Origin of the sequence: Variovorax xiamenensis, assembly GCF_050916385.1 — a bacterium.
Lineage (GTDB): Bacteria > Pseudomonadota > Gammaproteobacteria > Burkholderiales > Burkholderiaceae_C > Variovorax.
Genome location: NZ_CP139038.1, coordinates 3654821 through 3677059 on the forward strand (window position 1 = coordinate 3654821; position 22239 = coordinate 3677059).

The 22239-nt window shown below is 68.3% G+C and carries 16 protein-coding genes; 8 read left to right on the forward strand and 8 right to left on the reverse strand.

The features are described from left to right. Positions 1–10: 10 nt before the first annotated feature. The 3 genes from glgX to SFB74_RS16685 are packed head-to-tail and all read left to right on the forward strand — an operon-like array spanning position 11 to position 9169. On the forward strand, positions 11–2176 hold the full coding sequence (glgX, locus tag SFB74_RS16675; RefSeq protein ID WP_432725288.1) for a glycogen debranching protein GlgX: 2166 nt from the start codon (positions 11–13) through the stop codon (positions 2174–2176). Beyond that, positions 2173–4020 carry a malto-oligosyltrehalose trehalohydrolase gene (treZ, locus tag SFB74_RS16680; protein WP_432725289.1) on the forward strand — a complete coding sequence of 616 codons (1848 nt, stop codon included), beginning with the start codon at positions 2173–2175 and terminating at the stop codon, positions 4018–4020. The genes glgX and treZ overlap by 4 nt, the downstream gene beginning before the upstream one ends. Next, on the forward strand, positions 4010–9169 hold the full coding sequence (locus tag SFB74_RS16685) for a malto-oligosyltrehalose synthase (protein ID WP_432725290.1): 5160 nt from the start codon (positions 4010–4012) through the stop codon (positions 9167–9169). The genes treZ and SFB74_RS16685 overlap by 11 nt, the downstream gene beginning before the upstream one ends. 19 nt (positions 9170–9188) lie before the next feature. Here the strand turns inward: SFB74_RS16685 and SFB74_RS16690 are convergent, their stop codons facing one another. Continuing rightward, entirely contained in the window at positions 9189–11093 is a 1905-nt protein-coding gene (locus SFB74_RS16690; protein ID WP_432725291.1) for a hypothetical protein, read from the reverse strand. 179 nt (positions 11094–11272) lie between these two features. Between SFB74_RS16690 and SFB74_RS16695 the strand changes: the two genes are divergently transcribed. The 3 genes from SFB74_RS16695 (at position 11273) to SFB74_RS16705 (ending at position 14515) form a co-directional block, all read left to right on the forward strand. Next, positions 11273–12127 carry a LysR family transcriptional regulator gene (locus tag SFB74_RS16695; protein ID WP_432725293.1) on the forward strand — a complete coding sequence of 285 codons (855 nt, stop codon included), beginning with the start codon at positions 11273–11275 and terminating at the stop codon, positions 12125–12127. Between the two features lie 216 nt (positions 12128–12343). Beyond that, positions 12344–13405 (forward strand): agmatine deiminase family protein, encoded by a 1062-nt coding sequence (locus SFB74_RS16700; RefSeq protein ID WP_432725294.1) that lies wholly within the window; start codon positions 12344–12346, stop codon positions 13403–13405. Between the two features lie 93 nt (positions 13406–13498). After that, entirely contained in the window at positions 13499–14515 is a 1017-nt protein-coding gene (locus SFB74_RS16705) for an agmatine deiminase family protein (protein ID WP_432731947.1), read from the forward strand. A 17-nt stretch (positions 14516–14532) separates the two neighbouring features. Here SFB74_RS16705 and SFB74_RS16710 read toward each other — a convergent pair whose 3' ends face one another. From SFB74_RS16710 to mltG, 6 genes are all read right to left on the reverse strand, one after another. After that, a complete protein-coding gene (locus SFB74_RS16710) occupies positions 14533–15213 on the reverse strand; it encodes an ankyrin repeat domain-containing protein (protein ID WP_432725295.1) in 681 nt (226 codons plus the stop codon). Then, positions 15210–16016, reverse strand: a complete 807-nt coding sequence (locus SFB74_RS16715; RefSeq protein WP_432725297.1) for a TatD family hydrolase — start codon at positions 16014–16016, stop codon at positions 15210–15212. The genes SFB74_RS16710 and SFB74_RS16715 overlap by 4 nt, the downstream gene beginning before the upstream one ends. Before the next feature lie 117 nt (positions 16017–16133). Beyond that, positions 16134–16520 carry a PilZ domain-containing protein gene (locus tag SFB74_RS16720; RefSeq protein ID WP_432725298.1) on the reverse strand — a complete coding sequence of 129 codons (387 nt, stop codon included), beginning with the start codon at positions 16518–16520 and terminating at the stop codon, positions 16134–16136. Beyond that, positions 16517–17530 carry a DNA polymerase III subunit delta' gene (locus SFB74_RS16725; RefSeq protein WP_432725299.1) on the reverse strand — a complete coding sequence of 338 codons (1014 nt, stop codon included), beginning with the start codon at positions 17528–17530 and terminating at the stop codon, positions 16517–16519. Before SFB74_RS16725 ends, SFB74_RS16720 begins: the two co-directional genes overlap by 4 nt. Then, positions 17527–18183 carry a dTMP kinase gene (tmk, locus tag SFB74_RS16730; RefSeq protein WP_432725300.1) on the reverse strand — a complete coding sequence of 219 codons (657 nt, stop codon included), beginning with the start codon at positions 18181–18183 and terminating at the stop codon, positions 17527–17529. The genes SFB74_RS16725 and tmk overlap by 4 nt, the downstream gene beginning before the upstream one ends. Further along, the gene (gene mltG, locus SFB74_RS16735) at positions 18180–19208 is read right to left on the reverse strand and encodes an endolytic transglycosylase MltG (protein ID WP_432725301.1); all 1029 of its coding nucleotides are present in this window, start codon (positions 19206–19208) and stop codon (positions 18180–18182) included. Before mltG ends, tmk begins: the two co-directional genes overlap by 4 nt. 126 nt (positions 19209–19334) lie before the next feature. Here mltG and SFB74_RS16740 point away from each other — a divergent pair, with 126 nt between their 5' ends. After that, positions 19335–20261 (forward strand): YgfZ/GcvT domain-containing protein, encoded by a 927-nt coding sequence (locus tag SFB74_RS16740; RefSeq protein WP_432725303.1) that lies wholly within the window; start codon positions 19335–19337, stop codon positions 20259–20261. A gap of 156 nt (positions 20262–20417) precedes the next feature. Next, positions 20418–21347 (forward strand): hypothetical protein, encoded by a 930-nt coding sequence (locus SFB74_RS16745; protein ID WP_432725304.1) that lies wholly within the window; start codon positions 20418–20420, stop codon positions 21345–21347. On the opposite strand, the gene SFB74_RS16750 is transcribed toward SFB74_RS16745, so the two are convergent. Further along, a complete protein-coding gene (locus tag SFB74_RS16750) occupies positions 21341–22216 on the reverse strand; it encodes a YbgC/FadM family acyl-CoA thioesterase (RefSeq protein WP_432725305.1) in 876 nt (291 codons plus the stop codon). The genes SFB74_RS16745 and SFB74_RS16750 overlap by 7 nt on opposite strands. Between the last annotated feature and the right edge of the window lie 23 nt (positions 22217–22239).

Genomic DNA, 22239 nt, shown 5'->3' on the forward strand with positions numbered 1-22239 from the left:
CCGCCATCGGATGACATCCAAAAACGCCAATCCCTCGATCACGGCCGTCTGGCCCGGCCGCCCCTATCCGCGCGGCGCCATCTGGGACGGGGAGGGCGTCAATTTCGCGCTCTTCTCGCAGCATGCCGAGAAGGTCGAGCTGTGCCTGTTCGACGACCGGGGCCGCCAGGAGCTGCAGCGCATTCCGATGCGCGACCGCACCGACGGCGTATGGCACTGCTACCTGCCCGAGGCGCGCCCCGGCCAGGCCTACGGCTACCGGGTGCACGGCCCCTACAAGCCGGAGGAGGGCCACCGCTTCAACGGCCACAAGCTGCTGCTCGACCCGTATGCGAAAGACCTGGTTGGCGAGCTGCGCTGGGGCGACGCGCTCTACGGCTACACGGTCGGCAGCAAGCGCGAGGACCTGTCCTTCGACCGCCGCGACAGCGCGCCGCTCATGCCCAAGGGCCGCGTGCTCGAAACCGCCTTCACCTGGGGCGACGACCGCCGCCCCATGATCCCGTGGCAGGACATGGTGATCTGCGAGATGCACGTGCGCGGCTTCACGATGACGCATCCCGACGTGCCGCCCGCGCTGCGCGGCACCTATGCGGCGCTGGGCTGCGCGCCGGTGGTCGACTACCTGAAGCGCCTGGGCATCACCACCGTCGAGCTGCTGCCGGTGCACGGCTTCCTCAACGACCGCCACCTCTCGGAGCGCGGTCTGCGCAACTACTGGGGCTACAACACGCTGGCCTTCTTCGCGCCTGAAACACGCTACAGCGCCTCAGGCAAGGTGAAGGAGTTCAAGACCATGGTGAAGACGCTGCACTCGGCGGGCATCGAGGTGATCCTCGACGTGGTCTACAACCACACTTGCGAGGGCAACCAGCTCGGGCCCACGCTCTCGATGCGCGGCGTGGACAACGCCTCCTACTACATCGTCAACGCCGAGAACCGCCGCTACTACGACGACTTCACCGGCTGCGGCAACACCGTCAACCTCGAGCATCCGCACGCGCTGCAGCTGGTGATGGATTCGCTGCGCTACTGGGCCGAGGAGATGCACGTGGACGGCTTCCGCTTCGACCTGGCCTCGGCGCTCGCGCGCGAGTCGGGCAAGGTGGAAAACCTCGGCGGCTTCTTCGACGCCATCGGCCAGGACCCGACGCTCAACCGAGTGAAGCTCATCGCCGAGCCGTGGGACCTGGGGCACGGCGGCTACCAGGTGGGCAATTTCCCGCCGGGCTGGGCTGAATGGAACGACCGCTACCGCGACGGCCTGCGCGGCTTCTGGAAGGGCGATGGCGGACTTGTCGGCGAATTGGCCCGGCGCGTCACCGGCTCGGAAGACCTCTACGGCTGGTCGGGCAAGCGGCCCACCGCCAGCATCAACTTCGTCACTGCGCACGATGGCTTCACGCTGCACGACCTCGTCTCGTACAACGACAAGCACAACGAAGCCAACGGCGAGGACAACCGCGACGGCAGCAGCAACAACATCTCGTGGAACTGCGGCGCCGAGGGCCCGACCGACGACGCGGAAGTGCTGGCGCTGCGCGAGCGCCAGAAACGCAACCTGCTGGCCACGCTGCTGCTGTCGCAGGGCGTGCCCATGCTGCTTGCAGGCGACGAACGCGGCCACACGCAGCAGGGCAACAACAACGTCTACTGCCAGGACAACGAACTCGGCTGGCTCGACTGGACGCCCACGCCCGAGCGGCTCGCGCTGGTGACCTTCGTCGAGCGGATGGTGGCCCTGCGACGGGCGCATCCCTCGCTGCGGCGCCGCACCTTCTTCGCGGGCCGGCCCGCCGAGGCCGAGACAGTGACCGACGTGCACTGGCTCAGGCCCGACGGCGCCGAGATGCGGCCCGAGGACTGGAACGACGCCAACGCGCGCTGCATCGCGATGTACATCCCCGGTGGCGGCATCGTCGACCGGGGGCCGCGCGGCGAGGCGCAGCTCGACGACGACTTCATCGTGCTGCTCAACGCCCATCACGACGAGATCGCCTTCACGCTTCCCGCCGCGCAGCACGGCGCCTGGCGGCTGCTGGTCGATACCGCGAACACAGCGCCGCCGCTGACCACCGAGGACGCTGCCGCGCACGCGCCGGCGTGGAGCGAAGCCGCCTATCCGCTGCAATACCGCTCGCTCGTGGTACTGAGCCGGCCGGACGTTCGACCATGAGCACCTACGCACACCGCATGCCTTTCGGCGCCACCGCGCAGGCGCAAGGCGTCGACTTCGCCCTCTGGGCGCCTTCGGCCGATGCCGTCGTGCTGGAGCACCGCGCCGCCACCGGTGAGGCCGCCGTCGAATTGCCGATGGAGCGCGACACGCAGGGCTGGCACAGGCTGTCGGTGCCGCAGGCGGGGCAGGGCGACAGCTACCGCTACCTGCTGCCGGACGGCACCCGCGTGCCCGACCCGGCATCGCGCTTCAACCCCGAAGACGTGCACGGCCCGAGCATGGTGGTCGATCCGCGCAGCTTCCAGTGGTCCGACGATGCATGGCGCGGCCGGCCGTGGGAGGAAGTGGTGGTCTACGAGCTTCACGTCGGCACTTTCACCGACGAAGGTACCTTCAGGGCCGCGCGACAGCGGCTGGAGGAACTCGTCGAGCTCGGCATCACAGCGGTCGAGCTCATGCCGCTCGCCGACTTTCCGGGGCGCCGCAACTGGGGCTACGACGGCGTGCTGCCGTTCGCGCCCGACGCCTCGTACGGCACGCCCGACGATCTCAAGGCGCTGGTCGATGCGGCGCATTCGCTGGGCCTGATGGTGCTGCTGGACGTGGTCTACAACCACTTCGGCCCGGAGGGCAACTACCTGCACGCGTACTGCCCCGAATTCTTCAACCAGGGGCACAAGACGCCCTGGGGCCCGGCCATCAACTTCGACGGCCCGACGTCGCGCACGGTGCGCGACTTCTTCGTCCACAACGCCTGCTACTGGATCGAGGAATTCCGTTTCGACGGACTGCGCATGGACGCGATCCACGCCATCCACGACGAGACGAGGCCGCATATCGTGCACGAGATCCGCCAGGCGCTGGACGCGGGGCCGGCCCGGGGGCGCCACGTGCACCTGGTCCTGGAGAACGACACCAACCAGGCTTCGATGCTGATGCGCGACGGCCGCGGCATTCCGGTGGCGGGCACCGCGCAGTGGAACGACGACCTGCATCACGCCGTGCACGTGCTGGCCACCGGCGAGCGCGACGGCTACTACACCGACTACGCCGCCGACCCGGTCGCCAGCTTCGCCTGCGCGCTGGCGGAAGGCTTCATCTACCAGGGGCAGCCCTCGGCCTTCCGGAATAGCGAGCGCCGGGGCGAGCCGAGCACGCGTCTGCCGCCACAGGCCTTCGTGTCCTTCCTGCAGACGCACGACCAGGTCGGCAACCGCGCCTTCGGCGAACGCATCCATGCGCTCGGCGATCCGGTGCTGGTGCGCGCCGCCATGGCCTGCCTGCTGCTGTCGCCGCACGTGCCGATGCTCTTCATGGGCGACGAGTTCGCGGCCTCCACGCCGTTCCTGTACTTCTGCGATTTCGGTCCGGAGCTCGCGACCGCCGTCGCCAAGGGGCGGCGCGCGGAGTTCGGCGGTTTCGCCGCATTCGCCGACGAGGCGGCGCGCGCCCGCATTCCCGATCCGAACGCCGAATCGACCTTCCTCGAATCGAAGCTGCGCTGGCGCGAGCGCGGCACGCGGGTGCACTTCGAGCGGCTGTGCGAAGTGCGCAAGCTGCTCGAACTGCGGCACCGCCTGATCGTGCCGCGGCTTGCCGGCATGTCCGCCGCCGGCGTCTACCGCTGCGAGAACGGCACGCTGCAGGTGACGTGGGACCTCGGCTCGGGCGCCGGGCTGCACCTGCTGGCGCATTTCGGCGAGCAGCCCGTAGCTGGCCTGCCGTTGCCGCCCGGCGAGGTCGTGATCCACAGCGAGGGCCTGACGGCCCGCGAAGGCTCAGCGCGCCTCGAGCGCGGCGCCGTGCATGTGACGCTGGAGGATCCGCCGGGTGTCGGATGAAGAAAAAAAGCGGCAGCCGCAGGCCGGCGTCACCGATGCGCTCGCCCGGCTGTGCGAGCACCACGGCATCGCCACCAGCTACATCGACGCCTTCGGACTGCGCCGGGAAGCCAGCGCGCGCAGCCTGATCGCGCTGCTGGCCGAGTTCGGCGTGCGGCTCGGCGATGCGGCCGATGCCGGCCCCGCGCTGGAAGCAGCGCTCCGCGCGAACCGGGCCGAGGCGCTGCCGGCAGTGCTGGTCGTGCAATTGCCGACGGCTTCGTGGTCGGTGCGGTTGCGGCTCGCGCCGTCGATCGGGCGTGTGCGCTGGCAGGTGAGCGACGAGCGCGGGAGCGTGCTGGAAGGCGAGGGCGACGTCGGTAGCGAGGAAGTGGCGCCCGGCGAGCGCATGCTGCAACTGCCCTTCGAGCCCGAAGCCGGTTACCACCGGCTGCGCGTCGAAGGCCTGCCCGGAGAGACGCTGGTGCTGGCCGCCCCGCAGCGCTGCTACAGGCCACCCGCGGTGCAGGACGGAGGCCGCGTGTGGGGCGTGGCCGTGCAGCTCTATGGCCTGCGTTCGCCGCGCAACTGGGGCATCGGCGACTTCGGCGACCTGGAAGAGCTTGCCGTGCGAATGGCCGGGCAGGGCGCCGACCTCATCGGCCTCAACCCGCTGCATGCGCTCTTTCCGGGCACGCCGGAGCATGCGAGCCCATACAGCCCCTCGTCGCGCCAGCAGCTCAACGTGCTCTATATCGATGTCGAGGCGGTCGAAGGCTTCCCGGACTGCGCGTCCGCGCGCGAGCGGGTGGGCTCGCCGGATTTCCAGCAGCGCCTTGCCATGCTGCGCACCGCGCCGCTCGTCGACTACACCGGCGTGGCCGCGGCGAAGCTGGAAGTGCTCGAACTGCTGTTCGCCCACTTCTGCGAGCGCCATTTCCCACAGCAGGGACAGCCCGACGAGACGGGCAGGGCGTTCATGGACTTCGTCGCGAGGCGCGGAGAGGCACTGCACCGGCATGCGGTGTTCGAGGCGCTGCGGGCGCACTTTCTTTCCACTGACAATGGCTCGGGTGACTGGCATTCATGGCCGGGGCCGTGGCGCGATCCGGATTCCGCGGAGGTGGCCGCGTTCGCGCGGGTGCATGCGCGGCGCGTGCGCTTTCATCAGTACCTGCAATGGATTGCCGAGCGGCAGCTGTCGCATGTCGCGGCGCGTTGCCGTGCCCTCGGCATGGGCGTGGGCCTCTACGCGGACCTGGCGGTGTCGGTCGATCATGCGGGCTCCGATGCCTGGTCTTTCCAGGATGGTTTTGCCGATGGCGCGAGCATCGGTGCGCCACCCGACGAGTTCAACCCGGCCGGCCAGCGCTGGGGACTGCCGCCGCTGAAGCCCGGCCATCTGCGTGCCGATGGCTATCGCTCCTTCATCGAGACGCTGCGCGCCGGCATGCGCGGCGCCGGCGCCCTGCGCATCGACCATGCGATGGGACTCATGCGCCTGTTCTGGATTCCGCCGGAGCGCGGCGCGGCGGAGGGGGTTTACGTCTACTACCCGCTGGAAGAGATGCTCGCCATCGTCGCGATCGAAAGCCATCGCCAGCGCTGCATGGTGGTGGGCGAGGACCTCGGCACGGTCGAGGACGTGGTGCGGGAAGGGCTGGCGCGGGCTGACGTGCTCTCGTACCGCCTGCTCTATTTCGAACGCCGGCACGGCGGCGGCTTCAAGGCTCCCGCCGAGTACCCGCCGGCTGCGCTGGTCGCCGTCAGCACGCACGATCTGGCGACCTTCGCGGGCTGGTGGACGGCCGCCGACCTGCGCGAGCGACTTGCGCTGGGCCTGTTTCCCGATCCGGCCGTGTTCGACGTGCAACTGGCGGACCGCATGCGCGAGCGCGTCGAGCTGATGCAGTCGATGCAGCACGAAGGCCTGCTGTCGCGCGAGGAAATAGCGGAGGCGGCCGGACTCGCGATGCCTTCGGAGCGCCTGGCGGAGGCCGCGCATGCCTTTCTCGCGAAAACGCCGTCGGCGCTGATGATGGTGCAGCTGGAGGACATCGCCGGCATGGTCGAGCAGGCCAACATGCCGGGCACGGTCGACGAGCATCCCAACTGGCGCCGCAAGCTGCCGCACGCGCTCGCGGCGCTGGCGCAGGGCGATCGCATGCATGGACTGGCCGAGGCGCTGCGCGCCGCGCGGCCGCGACGCGCGAATACCGCCGGGCACGACGCTCCGGCCGGCCTGCAGGCACACATTCCACGCGCGACCTACAGGCTGCAGTTCCACAAGGGCTTCGGCTTCGAGGATGCGATCCGCGTGCTGCCGTATCTCGCGAAGCTGGGCGTGAGCCATGTCTATTGCTCTCCGATCCAGCGTGCGCGCCCCGGCAGCATGCACGGCTACGACGTGGTCGCGCATGCAGAGATCAACCCTGAACTCGGGGGCGCGGAGGGCTTCGCGCGCTTTGTCGATGCGCTGAAGGCCAACGGGCTGGGCCAGCTGCTGGACATGGTGCCCAACCACATGGGAGTGTTCGGCGCCGACAACGCATGGTGGATGGACGTGCTGGAGAACGGCCCGGCCTCGCTCTTCGCGCAGCACTTCGACATCGACTGGCAGCCGCTGAACGCCGAGCTCGCGGGCAAGGTGCTGCTGCCGGTGCTGGGCGGGCACTATGGCGAGGCGCTGGATGGCGGCGAGCTGGTCCTGTGCTTCGAGGAAACGGCCGGCAGCTTCGCCATCCGCTATTTCGAGCATCGCTTTCCGCTGGCGCCGGAGAGCTATCCGGCGATGCTGGAGCGTGCGCTCGTCCGGCTTGGCGAGGCCGATGCGTCGGGCCGGCTTGCGAGCATTTCGACGGCTTTCGGCCGCCTGCCGGGGCGCGGCGTGGCGTCCGTGCGCGAGCAGGCCGAACGCGTGCGCGACAAGGAATTGCTCAAGGCGCGGCTCGCTGAACTGGCCCGAAGCCAGGCGGCCGTGGCGCACGCGATCGGTGCTGCTGTGGCGGAGTTCAACCTGGCGTCGGCGGAAGCCCGCGACGCGCTGCATGGGCTGATCGAGGCGCAGGCCTATCGGCTCGCGCACTGGCGTGTGGCGGCCGACGAGATCAACTACCGCCGCTTCTTCGACATCAACGACCTCGCGGGCGTGCGCATGGAGCGCGACGAAGTGTTCGAGGCCACGCAGTCGTTCGCGCTCGACCTTGCCGCTTCGGGCGTGGTGGACGGGTTGCGCATCGACCATCCGGATGGGCTCTACGACCCGGCGGACTACTTCCGCAAGCTGCAGGAAGGCTATGCGCGTCGCGCCGGGCTGGTGCTGCCGACTCACGATGCACAAGGCCGACCCGCGCGGCCGCTCTACGTGGTGGCCGAGAAGATCGCGGCGGCGCACGAGGAGGTGCCTGACAGCTGGCATGTGCACGGCACTACGGGCTACCGTTTCGCGAATGTGGCCAACGGCGTGCTGGTCGACACGGCCGGCAGGAATCGTGTGCTGCATGCCTGGCGGCGCTTCACCGGCGAGACGCAAGACTTCGCCTCGATCTGCCGCGAGGGCCGGCGCGAGGTGATGCGCAATGCGCTGTCTTCGGAGCTGAATGTGCTGTCCGGCGAGCTGCTTCGCATCGCCCGGGCCGACCGCGGCACGCGCGACTACACGCTCAATGCCCTGCGCCGAGCCTTGGCCGGCGTTTGCGCGTGCATGACGGTCTACCGAACGTACATCGTCGATGGCCCGTCGGCGCAGGACGGACGCTTCATCGACGAGGCCGTGGCGGAAGCTGCCCGGCGCAGCGGCGAGGCCGACCTGTCGGTGTTCGACTTCGTGCGGAGCGCGCTGCGTGGGGAAGCAGCCGCAGGGGCATCGTCCGCGCTTGCGGAGCGGGTGCGCCGCTTCGCGATGCGCTTCCAGCAGTTCAGCGCGCCGGTGGCGGCCAAGGGTGTCGAGGACACGGCCTTCTATCGCTACTTTCCGCTCAGTTCGCTCAATGAAGTGGGCGGGGAGCCGGATCTGTTCGGCATCGAGGTCGAGCAGTTCCACGCGCTTTCCGCCGACCGCGCGCTGCGCTGGCCGCATACCATGCTGGCGACATCGACGCATGACAACAAGCGCTCGGAAGACGTTCGCAACCGGATCGACGTGCTTTCGGAGATGCCCGACGAGTGGATGCGCGCGCTGGCGCGTTGGCACGGCAAGTGCCGTGGCACTCGCGCGCAACTGCCTGGCGGCGAGGCGCCATCGCGCGCCGATGAGTACCTGCTGTATCAGACGCTGCTGGGCACGTTGCCGCCAGGCGGGCTCGGTGTCGACGAGCTGCCGGCTTATACGGAGCGGATCTGTCAGTACATGCGCAAGGCCGCGCGCGAAGCCAAGGTGCACACGCGCTGGACCCAGCCCGATGAAGACTATGAATCGGCGGTGGAGCATTTCGTGCGGGAGATCCTGGCTCCCGCCGAAGACGGGGAGGAGGGCGCGTGCCTGGGGGATATCCGGCAGCTCTCGGACCGGCTGGCGACGATCGGCGCCTGGAACAGCCTGACGCTCACGTTGCTGAAATACGGGTCGCCGGGAGTGCCGGATCTCTATCAGGGCAGCGAGCTGGTCGCGCTGAGCCTCGTGGACCCGGACAACCGTCGGCCGGTGGACTATGTGCTGCGCCAGCGGCTGCTCGACGAACTGCACGCGATGGCTGGCGAAGGCGATGTAGCGGCGCGGGCCGCAGCGATGGCGGCGTCGCCGCACGATGGTCGGGCGAAGCTCTGGTTCATCTGGCGTCTGCTGTCCCTGCGACGGGAGCAGCCGCTGCTGTTTCGCGATGGGAGCTACGAGCCGCTGGTGGTCGAAGGGCCGCTGTCACGGCATGTCGTGGCGTTTGCGCGGCGACATGGCGACCAGACGGTGCTGGTTGTTGCGGGACGTCTGTTCGCCGCCATTTCGCGCCACGACGCGGACGCTGCCACAGCGCCGATGCTTCCGGAGCCAGCGAAATGGGCCGACACGACGATCCGCCTGCCGACTGGACTGGCTGCAGGCACGTTTCGCAACTTGCTGGCCAGGGAAGTCGTCTCCACAGCAGGCGATGCTGACCGTCTGCGCCTGAGCGACGCCTTCGCCCGGATGCCATGGGCTGCATTGGTCCCCAACGGCAGCTTCCGAGCAGTTGGCTGAATCCAGGCCGAGTTTCAGCTCAGCCTTCGGTTTCGTCGCTTGAAAGCGCGGCGAGCTTGGCGGCCAGCGCCTCGCGCTCGGGCTCGAACAGCAAGGGCAGGTGCCGCCACGAGTCGTAGAGCGTGGCCAGCCAGCAGCAGTAGCCGCCGTCGGGCCGGTGGGCTTCCAGGCGTTCGAAGCAGCGGTGGATGTCGAGCGCATGCGCTGGCTCGTCCTGGCCGATCCACGCCAGCGCCTGGATGGCGGCGTTGGTGGCCCAGTCGCCCGGGCCGAACAGCACCGACAGCAGCAACTCGCGGCGGCGCGAGCCTTCCCAGCCTTCGTCGACCTGCGCCAGCACCTGCGCGGCCACCAGTTGCACGCGTGGCAACCAGGCCAACGCGGGCGTGCCAGGTGGCAGCGCCGGCGGATGCACCATGCAGGCCAGCACGTCGAGCGACCGGTCTTCGCCCGAGGCGGGGCCGAGCGCCAGCGCGACGTGGCTCGCGGCGGCCCAGTTGGCAGTAGGGCGGTACGGCGCGCGGGCCAGTTGGGCGATGCGCTCCTGCACGTGCGGCGCCGGTGCGGGCAGGGCCGCTCGGCCCTCGGTGCCGGTGTAGCTCCAGAGCGGGTAGGCCACGGGCGCGACCGGTTCGCGCGGATCGGGTTGCGGGATGTTTTCGAACTTCATCTCCAATTCGGTCGGCGTCCCGGCCGCGGCGAATTCGAGCGCGAAGGCCAGCGCGTTCGACGGGGCCTCCAGCGACGACACGGCCATGGAAATGCGGTTCGGCTTCTGCGGCTCCTGCTGGTCTGCGGCGGACTGCGGCGGCTTGCTCAGCAGTTTGTCCCGCAGCTGCCGCAACACGTTGGCGCTGGCGTCTTCCGGCTCGGATACGGCTGCGAAAGTGTCGACCCAGAGCCGCCGGGCCCGCTCGTTCCCGGCCTTCGCCGCCTCGAGCAGGTGATCGCTCCATGCCCGGTCCCGCGTGAGCTTCCATTGGCAAAGCCAGGAAGAGGGCTGCGCCCAGGCATGGCCGGCCTCGCGGGCGAGCACCTGCTCGTACCAGCCCAGCGCGGCCTGCCAGTCTTCGCTCTCGAGCCAGCCGTCGCCCGCTTCGAGGAAGGTGCTCAGCGTGTCGGGGTCGTGCGCAATGGCACGACGGAACGCGGCCTCGGCTTCGGGCATGCGGCGCTGCTGCCGCAGCACGAGGCCGATGGCGGTCGCGACATGCCAGTCGGGCGCTTCGGCCACCGGGCCCGCCACCTGCAGCGCCTCGTCGAAGCGTCCTGCGCGTCGCAGCAGGCCGATGTGCAGCATCCGCCACGCGGCCTGCATGTCCTCGGGCGGGGTGAGGCGCCCTAGCACCTGCGACCAGCGCTGCATCGCCTGCAGCCTGCGCGCGCTGGCCAGCCGCGCCTCGGAGGAAGTCTCGATCAGCGCCTTGGCCAGCCGCAGTTGCGACGCGGGCGACATCGATTCGAGCGCGCCTTCAGGCTCGACCCATCCGAGCACCCAGGCGTCGAGGTATTTCGCATCGGGCGCCGCCTGCATGACCGCGACGATCAACTCCACAGCCTCCTCGAGCCGGCCTTCGCGTTGCAACAGCCAGGCGCGCAGTGCCTCGGTGCTGGCATAGCGTTCTTCCGCCTCGGGCAGCAGCGTGCCGACCGGATCGGCGCCGCCACGGGCCGCGTACTGCTGCGCCAGCGCTAGCCATGGCGCACGGCCCGGGTCCAGCTTGAGCAGGTTGGCGAGGTGCTCGGCACCGTGCGCAAGGTTCTCGCCGCCATCGAGTTCGCCCTGGGCGATGAAGAGCTCGAACTCGGCGGTGCCGGTTCGGAATTCGGCCGCAGGCTTCTTGTCGGATTCGTGTGCGGCGTGCGGAGCGATCTCATCCGTTCCGGTCGTTCGATTCCTGAACAGGCGCTTCCACCATGACATAGCCATTCCTCCCGGTTGTGTCGTTTGTGTTCCGTGCATTGTCCGTGTGGCGGAGCAGGCCTCTTCGCCAATGCGCACACTTTTAATTTAACATAATGCACATTGTATGAAATATGAAGGCGACGCAGCGAACGCGCTCACCCCGAGAATCAGCATCGAATCCACCCAGACTCCCGCCCATGTCAAACGCCAGACTGCCTTCCTTCAGATTCCTGATCGGCTTCGAAGCAGCCGCCCGTCTGGGAAGCTATTCGCGTGCGGCTGACGAACTCAGCATTTCCCAGTCCGCGGTCAGCCATCAGATCGCGCAACTCGAGGAGCAAGTCGGCCAGCCGTTGTTCCGTCGCAAAGGCCGCGGCGTCGAGTTGACCGTCTCCGGGCGCCTGTTGCTCGACAGCGTGGGCAAGTCGCTCGACCAGATCCGCAGCGGGCTGAGCCGCATCGAGACCTACATGGACGACAGCCTCGTCACGCTGGTTTGTCCAGCACCGATCGTCAAGGGCTGGCTGCAACCGCGCGTCGACATGCTGCTGCAGGAGCATCCGGCGCTCTGTCCGATCATCTCGATCGACGAAACCGCGCGCTACATCGACGAGATGGACGTCGACATCGCCATCACCCGCGAGCCGCTCAAGCAGCGCGGCGTGCTCGAAATGCCGTTGTTCGAAGACGAACTCATCGCAGTCGCGCACGCAAACCAGGTCGACCAGGCCGCAGGATTGCTGTGCCTCGAAACCGATCTCACGAGCGACCACATCGGCCCCTTCATCCGCGAGCACTTCGGCAAGCTGCGCAAGCGTGCCATCTACGACGACCAGCGACTCCTGCTCGACGCCGCCTTGCGCGGCCACGGCGTTGCGCTCGTGTCCCGGCTGCTGGCCGACGAAGCCCTGCACACCGGCCAGCTGCGGCAACTCATCGAGTACCCGAGCCTGCCGCTCGGTACGCTCTGGATCTCACGCACCGAAGGCGAACCGCGCCTGCCTCTGGTCCGGGAGGTTTTCGACAGCTTGCTGCGCTACGCCACGGCTTGAGAGGCAATTCATGAGTTGAATTGGCTAATCAGTTCAGAAAAGATCAATTTTCCAAATGAGTAAAGGTCAACAGAATCCGGGGCTCAGTAGTAACCCTTGATTTTCATGACAACTCGACGTGCCCTGATGGGCCTTGGCAGCCTCGGACTGATGAGCGGAATCCTTAGCGCATGTGGCGGCGGCGGTGGCGGCAACGGCTCCCAGGCCCTTTTCCCCATGCCAGCCCCTTTTCCCACGCCCTCCTCGAACGCCCCCTCGCCTTCCCCGCAACCTGCCGACGGCTGGCGGATGCCCGATGAAAGCGCGCCTCACCGCGCCGTCTGGATGGCTTTCGCGGCTCGCGAATCCGTGTGGACCGCGCCCATGCGTCAGCCGGTGCAGCAGGCCCTGGCCCGCATCGCCAACGCGATCAGCGTCTACGAACCCGTGAAGATGCTGGTGGGTGCGGAAGATTTCGCCACCGCCCGGCAGCTCTGCGGCTCCAACGTGCAGCTCATCCAGCACGAGATCGACGACCTCTGGATGCGCGATACAGGCTGCGTCTTCGTGCGCAATGCCCGTGGCGAGCGCGCCGCGGTGAGCTTCAATTTCAACGGCTGGGGCAACAAGCAGCCGCACGCCCGCGACGCCACCGTGGCTGCGCGCATGGCCGAACTGAGCGGAGTGCCGCTGCTGCGCAGCAAGCTGGTCATGGAAGGCGGCGGCATCGAGGTCGACGGCGAAGGCACGGCCATCATCACCGAGAGCTGCGTGCTCAACGCCAACCGCAATCCGGGCGTCAGCAAGGCCGACGCTGAAGTCGAGCTCAAGCGACTGCTGGGCCTGGAAAAGATCATCTGGCTGCCGGGCGTCGTCAATCGCGACATCACGGACGGCCATACCGACTTCTACGCCCGCTTCATCAAGCCGGGCGTGATCGTCGCGGCGCTGGAAAACGACGACACCTCGTTCGACCACAAGGTGACACGGCGCCACCTGGAACTGCTGCGCGCAGCCACCGACGCACGCGGCCGCGCCCTGCAGATCGTGGTGCTGGAAACGCCGGGCAAGGTGCGCCCGGAGTTCGCACGCAAGGACTTCGCCGCCGGCTACGTGAATTTCCTGATCACCGACAAGGCACTTTTCCTGCCCGAATTCGGCGATGCTGTCGCCGACCAGGCCGCCCGCAACGCGCTGGCTGCCCAGTTGCCCAGCCACCAGATCGTGCAGCTGAACATCGACGCCATCGCCGCGGGCGGCGGCGGCATTCATTGCACGACGCAGCAGGAACCCGCCTAGGACACCGACATGCGCTCCACGCTCCCTACCCTGACCCGCCGCCGCCTGCTGGGCGGTCTGAGCCTCGCGCCGCTGGGCCTGGCCGTGCCGTCGATGGCGGCAGGGGCCGAGTCCTGGCACATGCCCGACGAGGGCGAGCCGCACCGTGCCACCTGGATGTCCTTCGGCCCCAACGAGGAAGTCTGGGGACGCAGCCTGCTGAAGCCGGTGCGCGAGCACCTGGCGCTCATCGCGCGCACCATCGCGGCTTTCGAGCCGGTACGCATGCTGGTGAACGAGGAAGACCACGACCTCGCCGCTCGCCTGTGCGGCAACCGGGTGCAATTCGAAGTGCAGCCGGTCGACGACCTCTGGATGCGCGATACCGGGCCCGTGTTCGTGCGCGGCGCCTCTGGCCAGTGGGCCGGGGTCGACTTCAACTTCAACGGCTGGGGTCGCAAGCAGGAGCACGAGGCCGACGCCGAGGTCGCCGAGTACGTGACGGGCGCGGCCGGGGTGCAGCGACTGCGTACCAAGCTCGTGCTGGAGGGCGGCGGCATCGAGGTCGATGGACAAGGCACGGCCATCATCACCGAGAGCTGCGTGCTCAACGCCAACCGCAACCCCGGCCTGGGCAAGGAGGCCTTCGAGGCCGAGCTGAAGCGGCTGCTGGGCCTGCGCAAGATCATCTGGCTGCCGGGCATCGCGGGGCGCGACATCACCGACGGCCACACCGATTTCTATGCGCGCTTCGCCTCGCCCGGCGTCGTGGTCGCCGGCCTCGACGAAGACCCCGATTCCTACGACCGGGCCGTGACCCGCCGGCACCTGGAAATCCTGAAGCAGGCCACCGACGCCCGCGGCCAGCGGCTGCGCGTGGAAGTGCTCAAGGGGCCGGAATCGGTCCGCCGGAAGCTCGAAACGCCCGAGTTCGCCGCGGGCTACATCAATTTCTACGTGTGCAACGGCGCGGTGATCGCGCCGCAGTTCGGCGACTCGCGGGCCGACGGCAATGCCCGTTCGCTGCTGCGCGAGCTGTTCCCGCGCCGCGAGGTGGTTCAACTCGACATCGACGCGATCGCCGCGGGCGGCGGCGGCATCCACTGCACGACGCAGCAGCAGCCGCGCTGAAGGACGCTCTCAGCGTCCTACCACTTGCCGTCCTTCGGTATCGCCTTGGCCGCGTTGGCCTTCGCATTGGCGGCCGCGGCGATCATCGACGCGGCTTCCGAGCGGTTCGCCTTGTTCGCGAAGTCGACCGCGGTCATGCCCAGCTGGTTCTTCATGGTGGTGTCCGCGCCCTCTTCCAGCAGCAGCTTCACGGCGTCGTTGGAGCCGTACATGGCCGCCATCATCAGCGGCGTGCTGCCGTTGGGCGACTGCGCATCGATGAAGGCGAAGTTCTCGAGCAACGTCTTCATGATCGCGATCTGGCCGCTGGTGGCCGCGTAGTGCAGCGGCGTCCAGCCGGTCTTGTTGACGGCAGCGTCACGCTTGAGCAACTGGGCGACCACATCCTGCTGGCCCTTGATCGCGGCCAGCATCAGCGGGGTTTCGTCCTTCGGGCTGGCGATGTCCACGTCGGTCTGCGGCGCATCGATCAGCACCTTGACCACCTTCGGCGACGGCTCGCGCAGCGCGATCAGCAGGCCCGTCTGGCCATGTTCGTCGCGCGTGTTGGGGTCGAAACCGCGCTGGATCAGGTTGCTGACACCGCTGGCGTTGTCGCCGCGCACGGCCCGGAAAAAGTCTTCGAACGAACCGGCATGTGCTGCAAAAGATGCAGCAATGACAATGAGATAGATCGACTTCTTGAAGTAATTTTTCATGATTTGACTTCCCTGAACAATGCTTCGAAATTGTCGCTCGTGACCCGGGCGACGGCCTCTACGGGCATCTTCCTGAGCTCGGCGATCTGCTGCGCCACGTAGGGCACGTACGACGGGTTGTTGGTCTTGCCGCGATACGGCACCGGCGCGAGGTACGGGCTGTCGGTCTCGATCAGCATGCGGTCGAGCGGCACGAAGGCGGCCACGTCGCGCAGGTCCTGTGCCTTCTTGAAGGTCAGGATGCCGGAGAACGAGATGTAGAAACCCAGGTCGAGCGCGGCACGCGCCACCTCGGCGGTCTCGGTGAAGCAATGGAAAACGCCGCCGGCCGCGCCGGGCGAGGCGTCTTCGCCCTCCTCCTTGAGGATCGCCAGCGTGTCCGCCGAGGCTTCGCGGGTGTGGATGATCAGCGGCTTGCGGGTCTGGCGGGCTGCGCGGATGTGCACGCGGAAGCGGTCGCGCTGCCATTCCAGGTCGGAGATGCTGCGGCCGCCCTTTCGCTCTTCCATCTGGTAATAGTCGAGGCCGGTTTCGCCGATGGCGACCACGCGCGGCCGAGCGGAAAGGCTCACCAGGTCTTCGACCGTGGGCTCGGCGATGTCCTCGTTGTCGGGGTGCACGCCCACGCTGGCCCAGAAGTTGTCGTAGCTGGCGGCAAGGGCCTGCACTTCGTCGAATTCCTCGAGCTTGGTGCAGATGCAGAGTGCCCGGTCGACCTGCGCGGCGGCCATGGCGGCGCGGATCTGCGGCATCTGGCCCGCGAATTCGGGAAACGTGAGGTGGCAGTGGGAGTCTGTGAACATCGGAAATGGTGGGGTGCGCGGCGCTTGTCCTTGTCTGGCCCTGGCCCGGGCTGTCGGGCCTTGTATGGGAGGGTGGCGCCGTCGAACGAGTTCCGCGTCACGAGGACGACGAAAAACTCAGATGGTTTGCGTGGGCCGGTCGGAGGCCATCGAGCCGCCGAGCGCCGCCTCGATGCGTGCCTTCAGCTGGCGCGATTTCTCGTCGGAAGGAAAACGGATGCCGACGCCCGGAGCCCGGTTGCCCGCGGCACGCGACGGCGTGATCCAGGCCACCTTGCCGGCCACCGGGTAACGCTGCGGGTCTTCCGGCAACGTGAGGAGCACATAGACGTCGTCGCCCAGCCGGTATTCGCGCGTGGTCGGAATGAAGATGCCACCCTCGGCGAACAGCGGAATGTAGGCCGCGTACAGCGCGCCCTTTTCCTTGATCGCGAGCTGGATGACGCTCGGCCGGGCGGGTGTGGGAGATGCTGCGGGCGCAGCGGATGCGGCAGGTTGGTTCATGGGCGACGAGCGGCAGAGTTTAGGGTGGTTCGCGCTTCGCTCACAAGCGCTTCGAGCATGAGGCCCGCATTGAACGGGTGTTCCGCGGTTCTCGCGGCGCCTGCGAGAGACTTCGACCAGCGCGCGAGCGCCAGCCTGGACGGCGCCGCCGGCAGGTCGGCGGCATCGAAGAAACGTGGCGCGGCGCCGTTGCCGACAGCCATCAGGTCGTGGCAGAGCTTCTGCAGGGCACCGACGGCTTGCGCGGGTGCGTGATCGGCAAGCGCGCCGACATCGCCGCGCACCATCGCCTTGGGCAGCAGCGCCCAGGCCTTCGGCGACTGCCCCGAGCGCGCAAGCTTCAGTGCATCGGTGGGCCGGCCGCCGGCGGCACGCAGCAGCGCGCCGGCATCGGCGGCAGGAATATCCTGCGCGGCAAGCCAGGCCTCGGCTTCGGCGGTCTCGGGCCAGGGCAGCGTGAAGCCCAGGCAGCGGCTGCGGATGGTCGGAAGCAACTGCCAGGCGGCCTCGCTGGCGAGCACGAAGCGCACGTCGCCCACAGGCTCCTCGAGCGTCTTCAGCAGCGCGTTGGCCGTGATCGTGTTCATGCGCTCGGCCGGATACACCAGCACCACCTTGCCGCGCCCGCGCGCGCTGGTGCGCTGGGCGAAGCCGACCGCGTCGCGCATCGCCTCGACGCGGATCTCGCGGCTGGGCTTGCGCTTCTTGTCGTCGATCTCGGCCTGGGCCTTCTCGTCGAGCGGCCAGCTCAGTTCGTGCATGGCGATCTCGGGCATCAGCACGCAAAGGTCGGCATGCGTGCGCACCTCGATGGAATGGCAGCTCGGGCAATTGCCGCAGGCGACGCCCTCCTGCGTGGGCTGTTCGCACAGCCAGGCGGAGGCAAGGGCCAGCGCCAGTTCGTATTGGCCGATGCCGGACGGGCCTTGCAGCAGCCAGGCGTGGCCGCGCTGGCGCAGCAGTTCGGTCAGTGGCCTGCGCAGCCAGGGAGAGAGTACCTCGGCGCTCATCTGGCGCCTCCGCCCGCCAGTACGCCGCGCGCCGTCAGCTCGGATTCGATCTGCTGCCAGACCTGCTCGCGCGTCTGGCTGGCGTCGATGCGCACGAAGCGCTGCGCGTCGGCGCTCGCGCGGTCCGCATAGCCCTGTGCCACGCGGCGGAAGAACTCGACCGGCTGGGCTTCGAACTTGTCGGGCACACGAGCTCCGGCCAGCCGCTGCGCTGCGATTTCGGGAGCCAGGTCGAACCAGAGCGTGATGCTCGGCTGCAAAAGCTTGGGGGTGCCCGCCTGCGCCTGGACCCATTGCTCGAGCGTCGACAGAACGGCGCTGTCGAAGCTGCGCCCCGCGCCCTGGTAAGCGAAGGTGGCATCGGTGAACCGGTCGCACAGCACCACGTCCCCGCGCGCCAGGGCCGGCTCGATGACCTGCGCGATGTGATCGCGACGGGCCGCGAACACTAGTAGCGATTCGGTCAGCGGATCCATCGGCTTTTCGAGGATCAGCCCGCGCAGCGTTTCGGCCAGCGGCGTGCCGCCCGGCTCGCGCGTGCGCACCACCGTGCGGCCCTGAGCCTTGAACAGCGCCTCCAGCGCGTCGAGGTGGCTGGACTTGCCGGCGCCATCGATGCCTTCGAGCGTCAGGAACAGGCCGTTGTCACTCATTGGGTCGCCGCCTTCTGTTTGTTGGAGTCGCCGCCACCACGCTGGTAGCGGTTGACCGCGCGGTTGTGGTCGTCGAGCGAGCTGCTGAACTGGCTGGTGCCATCGCCGCGGGACACGAAATACAGCGATTTGCTTTGCGCCGGCTGCACCGCGGCCAGCAGCGCCGCCTTGCCGGGCATGGAGATCGGCGTGGGCGGCAGGCCGCCGCGCGTGTAGGTGTTCCAGGGCGTGTCGGTCTGCAGGTCTTTCTTGCGCAGGTTGCCGTCGAAGGCGGTGCCCATGCCGTAGATGACGGTCGGGTCGGTCTGCAGGGGCATGCCGATGCGCAGGCGGTTGACGAACACGGCCGCGATCTCGGCACGGTCGTTGGCCTTTCCTGTCTCCTTTTCGACAATGCTTGCCAGAATAAGCGCCTCATCGGCCGATTTCAGCGGCAAGTCGGAGGCGCGGGCGGCCCAGGCTGCTTCCAGCTTCTTGTCCATGGCGCGCATTGCGCGCTGCAGCAGCGCGACGTCGGTCGAGCCCTTCGAATAGGTATACGTGTCCGGGAAGAAGCGCCCTTCCGGGTGCAGGCCCGGCTTGCCCAGCCTGGCCATGAGCGCCTCGTCGGTCATGCCGACGCTCTCTGGCTTGAGCTGGTCGGCCTTGGCGAGCGCGGCGCGCACCTGGCGGATGTTCCAGCCCTCGACCAGCACCACGCTGCGCGTGGCCTCCTCGCCGCGCACCAGGATGTTGAGCAGCAGCTTGGGCGTGACGCCGCGCTCCAGCTCGTAGCTGCCGGCGCGCATCTGGCGGTCCTGGCCCGAGACGCGGAACCACAGGTAGAGCAGCTGCGGCTGCACGTCGACACCCGTGTCGGCCACGGCCTGGGCGATGCCGCGCGGCGTGGTGCCGGGCTCGACCGACAGGTCGACGCTGGGCGCCGGCAGCCTGAGCGGCTGGTGCACCCACCAGAGGCCGGCGCCGCCGAGCGCGAGCGCGGCCAGGGCGGCGAGCAGGAAAAGCGTGAGGAAGAAGCTGCGCACGAGTCCGATGTGGGGATGACGGAGAAAAAGACGGAGGCGTCGGATAGGAAAACGGTGCCCTTGCGAACCGCAGGGCTGGAGCCCCTGCCGCCCCGAAGGAACAGGCCCGGCCATGATAATTCAGCGATGACCACTGTCGTTCTCAATGGGGTGACCGCCCTCTCCCACCTCGGCGTGATCCGTGCCGAAGGCCCCGACGCCGCCAGTTTTCTCCACGGCCAGCTCACACAGGACTTCTCCCTGCTCGGTGCCTCCGATGCCCGCCTCGCCGCGCTGTGCACCGCCAAGGGCCGTGTGATCGCAAGTTTCATCGGCATCAAGCCGCAACCCGACCTGATCCTGCTGGTGTGCAGCCGCGACATCCTGGCCGCCACGCTCAAGCGCTTGTCGATGTATGTGCTTCGCGCCAAGGCCAAGCTGACCGACGCCACTGAGCAATACGCGCTGTACGGCCTGGCCGGCACAGCCCTGACTGCCAATGGCCTCGACGCTGCCGCCGCGCCCGGCAAGCGCACCGCCATCGGCGACGAAGTCAGCGCCGTGTCGCTGTACCCGGCGGACGGCGTGCCGCGCGCTCTTTGGATCGCGCCGGCCGGCCATGCCGCCCCGGCAGGTCCCACGCTCGACGACAACCTCTGGCAGTGGAGCGAAGTGCGCAGCGGCATCGTGACGCTGACCACGCCCGTCATCGAGGCCTTCGTGCCGCAGATGATCAATTACGAGTCCGTGGGCGGCGTGAACTTCAAGAAGGGCTGCTACCCCGGCCAGGAAGTGGTCGCGCGAAGCCAGTTCCGCGGCACGCTGAAGCGCCGCACGTACCTCGTTCAGGCCGATGCGCCGGTTTCCGTCGGCCAGGAAGTCTTCGCCGCCGGCGACGCTGAGCAGCCCGTGGGCACGGTGGCGCAGGCCGCGCCGGCACCCGATGGCGGTTGGTCCGCGCTGATCTCCATGCAGATCGCCGCACTGGAGGCCGGTGGCCTGCACGCGGGCACGGCCGACGGCCCCGCGCTCACTGTCGAGCCGCTGCCCTACCCGCTGCTCGAAGACATCTGAGCCCGCGCACCCCTTACCCCCAACGCCCCTGTAAGCGGGTGTTCGGCGCTATCGAACAGATGGCGCCATTTTTTTTTTTTGCGCGTTTTCTAACCCCGTTGGCGTTGCCGAGCCGTAGAAGCCGGCACCGATCAACTCCGGCAAGGAAGACACACCATGAAGCGCAGACTCTTCTCCACCGCCCTGGCCCTGAGCGCCGTGGCTTCGTTCTCGGCCTGCGCGCAGACCTCGGAACGACCTTATGTTCCCTCCACGCCGTCCAGCCGCATCGGCTCGCTGATGCAGATCAGCGTGGTCGATCGCGGCACCGGCGCCGAGCTGCCGATCTACCGCCATCGCGGCGAATACTGGGTGGCCGGCCGACCCGGCGCGCGCTACGCCATCCGGGCACGCAACGCGATGGGCGAACGCATCATGGCCGTGATGTCCGTCGACGGCGTCAACGTGGTCACCGGCGAGACCGCGGGCGTCGGGCAGAACGGCTACGTGTTCAGTGGCCGCGAGCGCAGCGACATCACCGGCTGGCGCAAGAGCGACTCGCAGATCGCGGCCTTCGAGTTCGCGGCGGCCGGCAACTCCTACGCAAGCCGTACCGGCCGGCCCGATGACGTGGGCGTGATCGGCGTCGCGATGTTCCGCGAGCGCATGCCCGAGCCGCCTCCTCCGCCCGTCACTCCTTTCCCGCGCCGCGACGAATATGGCGGATATGGTGCTGAACGCGAGCGCCGCAGCGAATCGTCGTCGTACCAGGGCGATGCGCGGGCAAAGGCCGGTGCAGCCGACAGCGCCGCGCCCGCTGCGGCCGCCGAATCCTCCGGAAATCTGGCCCGGCAATCCGCACCCAGCCCGAGCCTGGGCACTGCTCACGGCCGCCGCGAGACTTCATACGTCGGCAAGACGACTTTCGAGCGCGCGCAGTCGTCGCCCGACGAGGTCGTGCGCATCCGCTACGACAGCCGCGAGAACCTCGTCGCCGCCGGTGTGATCCCGGTGCCGCCCCCTCCCCGCTGGCCGCGCCCGGCAGGCCCGTCGCCATTCCCGGGCTCAGACCCGGGCTACGTGCCGGACCCGCCCAGCCGCTACTGAGAGGAAGAAGAAAGAAGGGACCGGCGCATCTCGATATGCGGGATGCCGGCCTCCTCGAAGCCTTCGCCGTGCGGCACATAGCCCAGCCGCACGTAGAAGCGCTCGGCGCTGCGCTGGGCGTTCAGCGCGACCACGTTGGCACCGCGTTCCCTGGCGGCGTCTTCCAGAACCTGCATCACCGCGGCGCCGTGGCCGCCGCTGCGCAGGTTGCGATGCACGGCCACGCGGCCGATGTGCGAGATGCCGTTCTCTGCCGGCAGCAGGCGCGCCGTGGCGATGACCTGCCCGAGCCGGTTGCGCGCCACCGCATGCAGCACCACGGCGTCCTGCTCGTCCCACTCCAGCGACTCGGGAATGTTCTGCTCGTCGATGAACACCGCGCGCCGCAGCGCGCCGGCGCCCTCGCCCAGCGTGGCCCAGTCGCCCGTCTCGATGGTGCGCATGGCCTCCCCGGCCTCGTAGCCCAGCAGCACCTCGCGCAGCGCCGGCGGCACCGGCTTCGAGGTCTGCGTAGCCGGATCGGCGAACACATAGACCAGCTCGCAGCCGACCAGGAACTGGTCCTGCCGGAACAGCCCGCCTTCGAACACGATCGACGAATTGCCGATGCGCACGCAGCGCATGCCCACGTCGAGCACGTCGTCGATGCGCGCCGAGGCCCGGAAGTCGACCGTCGCCTTGCGCACGTACAGGTCGCCGCCTATCGCATGCATCGACTCCTCGTACGGCAGCGCCAGCGCGCGCCAGTAGTCCGCGATGGCGGTGTCGAAGTACATCAGGTAGTGCGCGTTGAAGACGATCTTCTGCATGTCGACTTCGGCCCAGCGTACGCGCAGGCGGTGGAAAAAGCGGAAATCGCTACGTTGCATTCATGTCTCCGGAATAGTTGGTG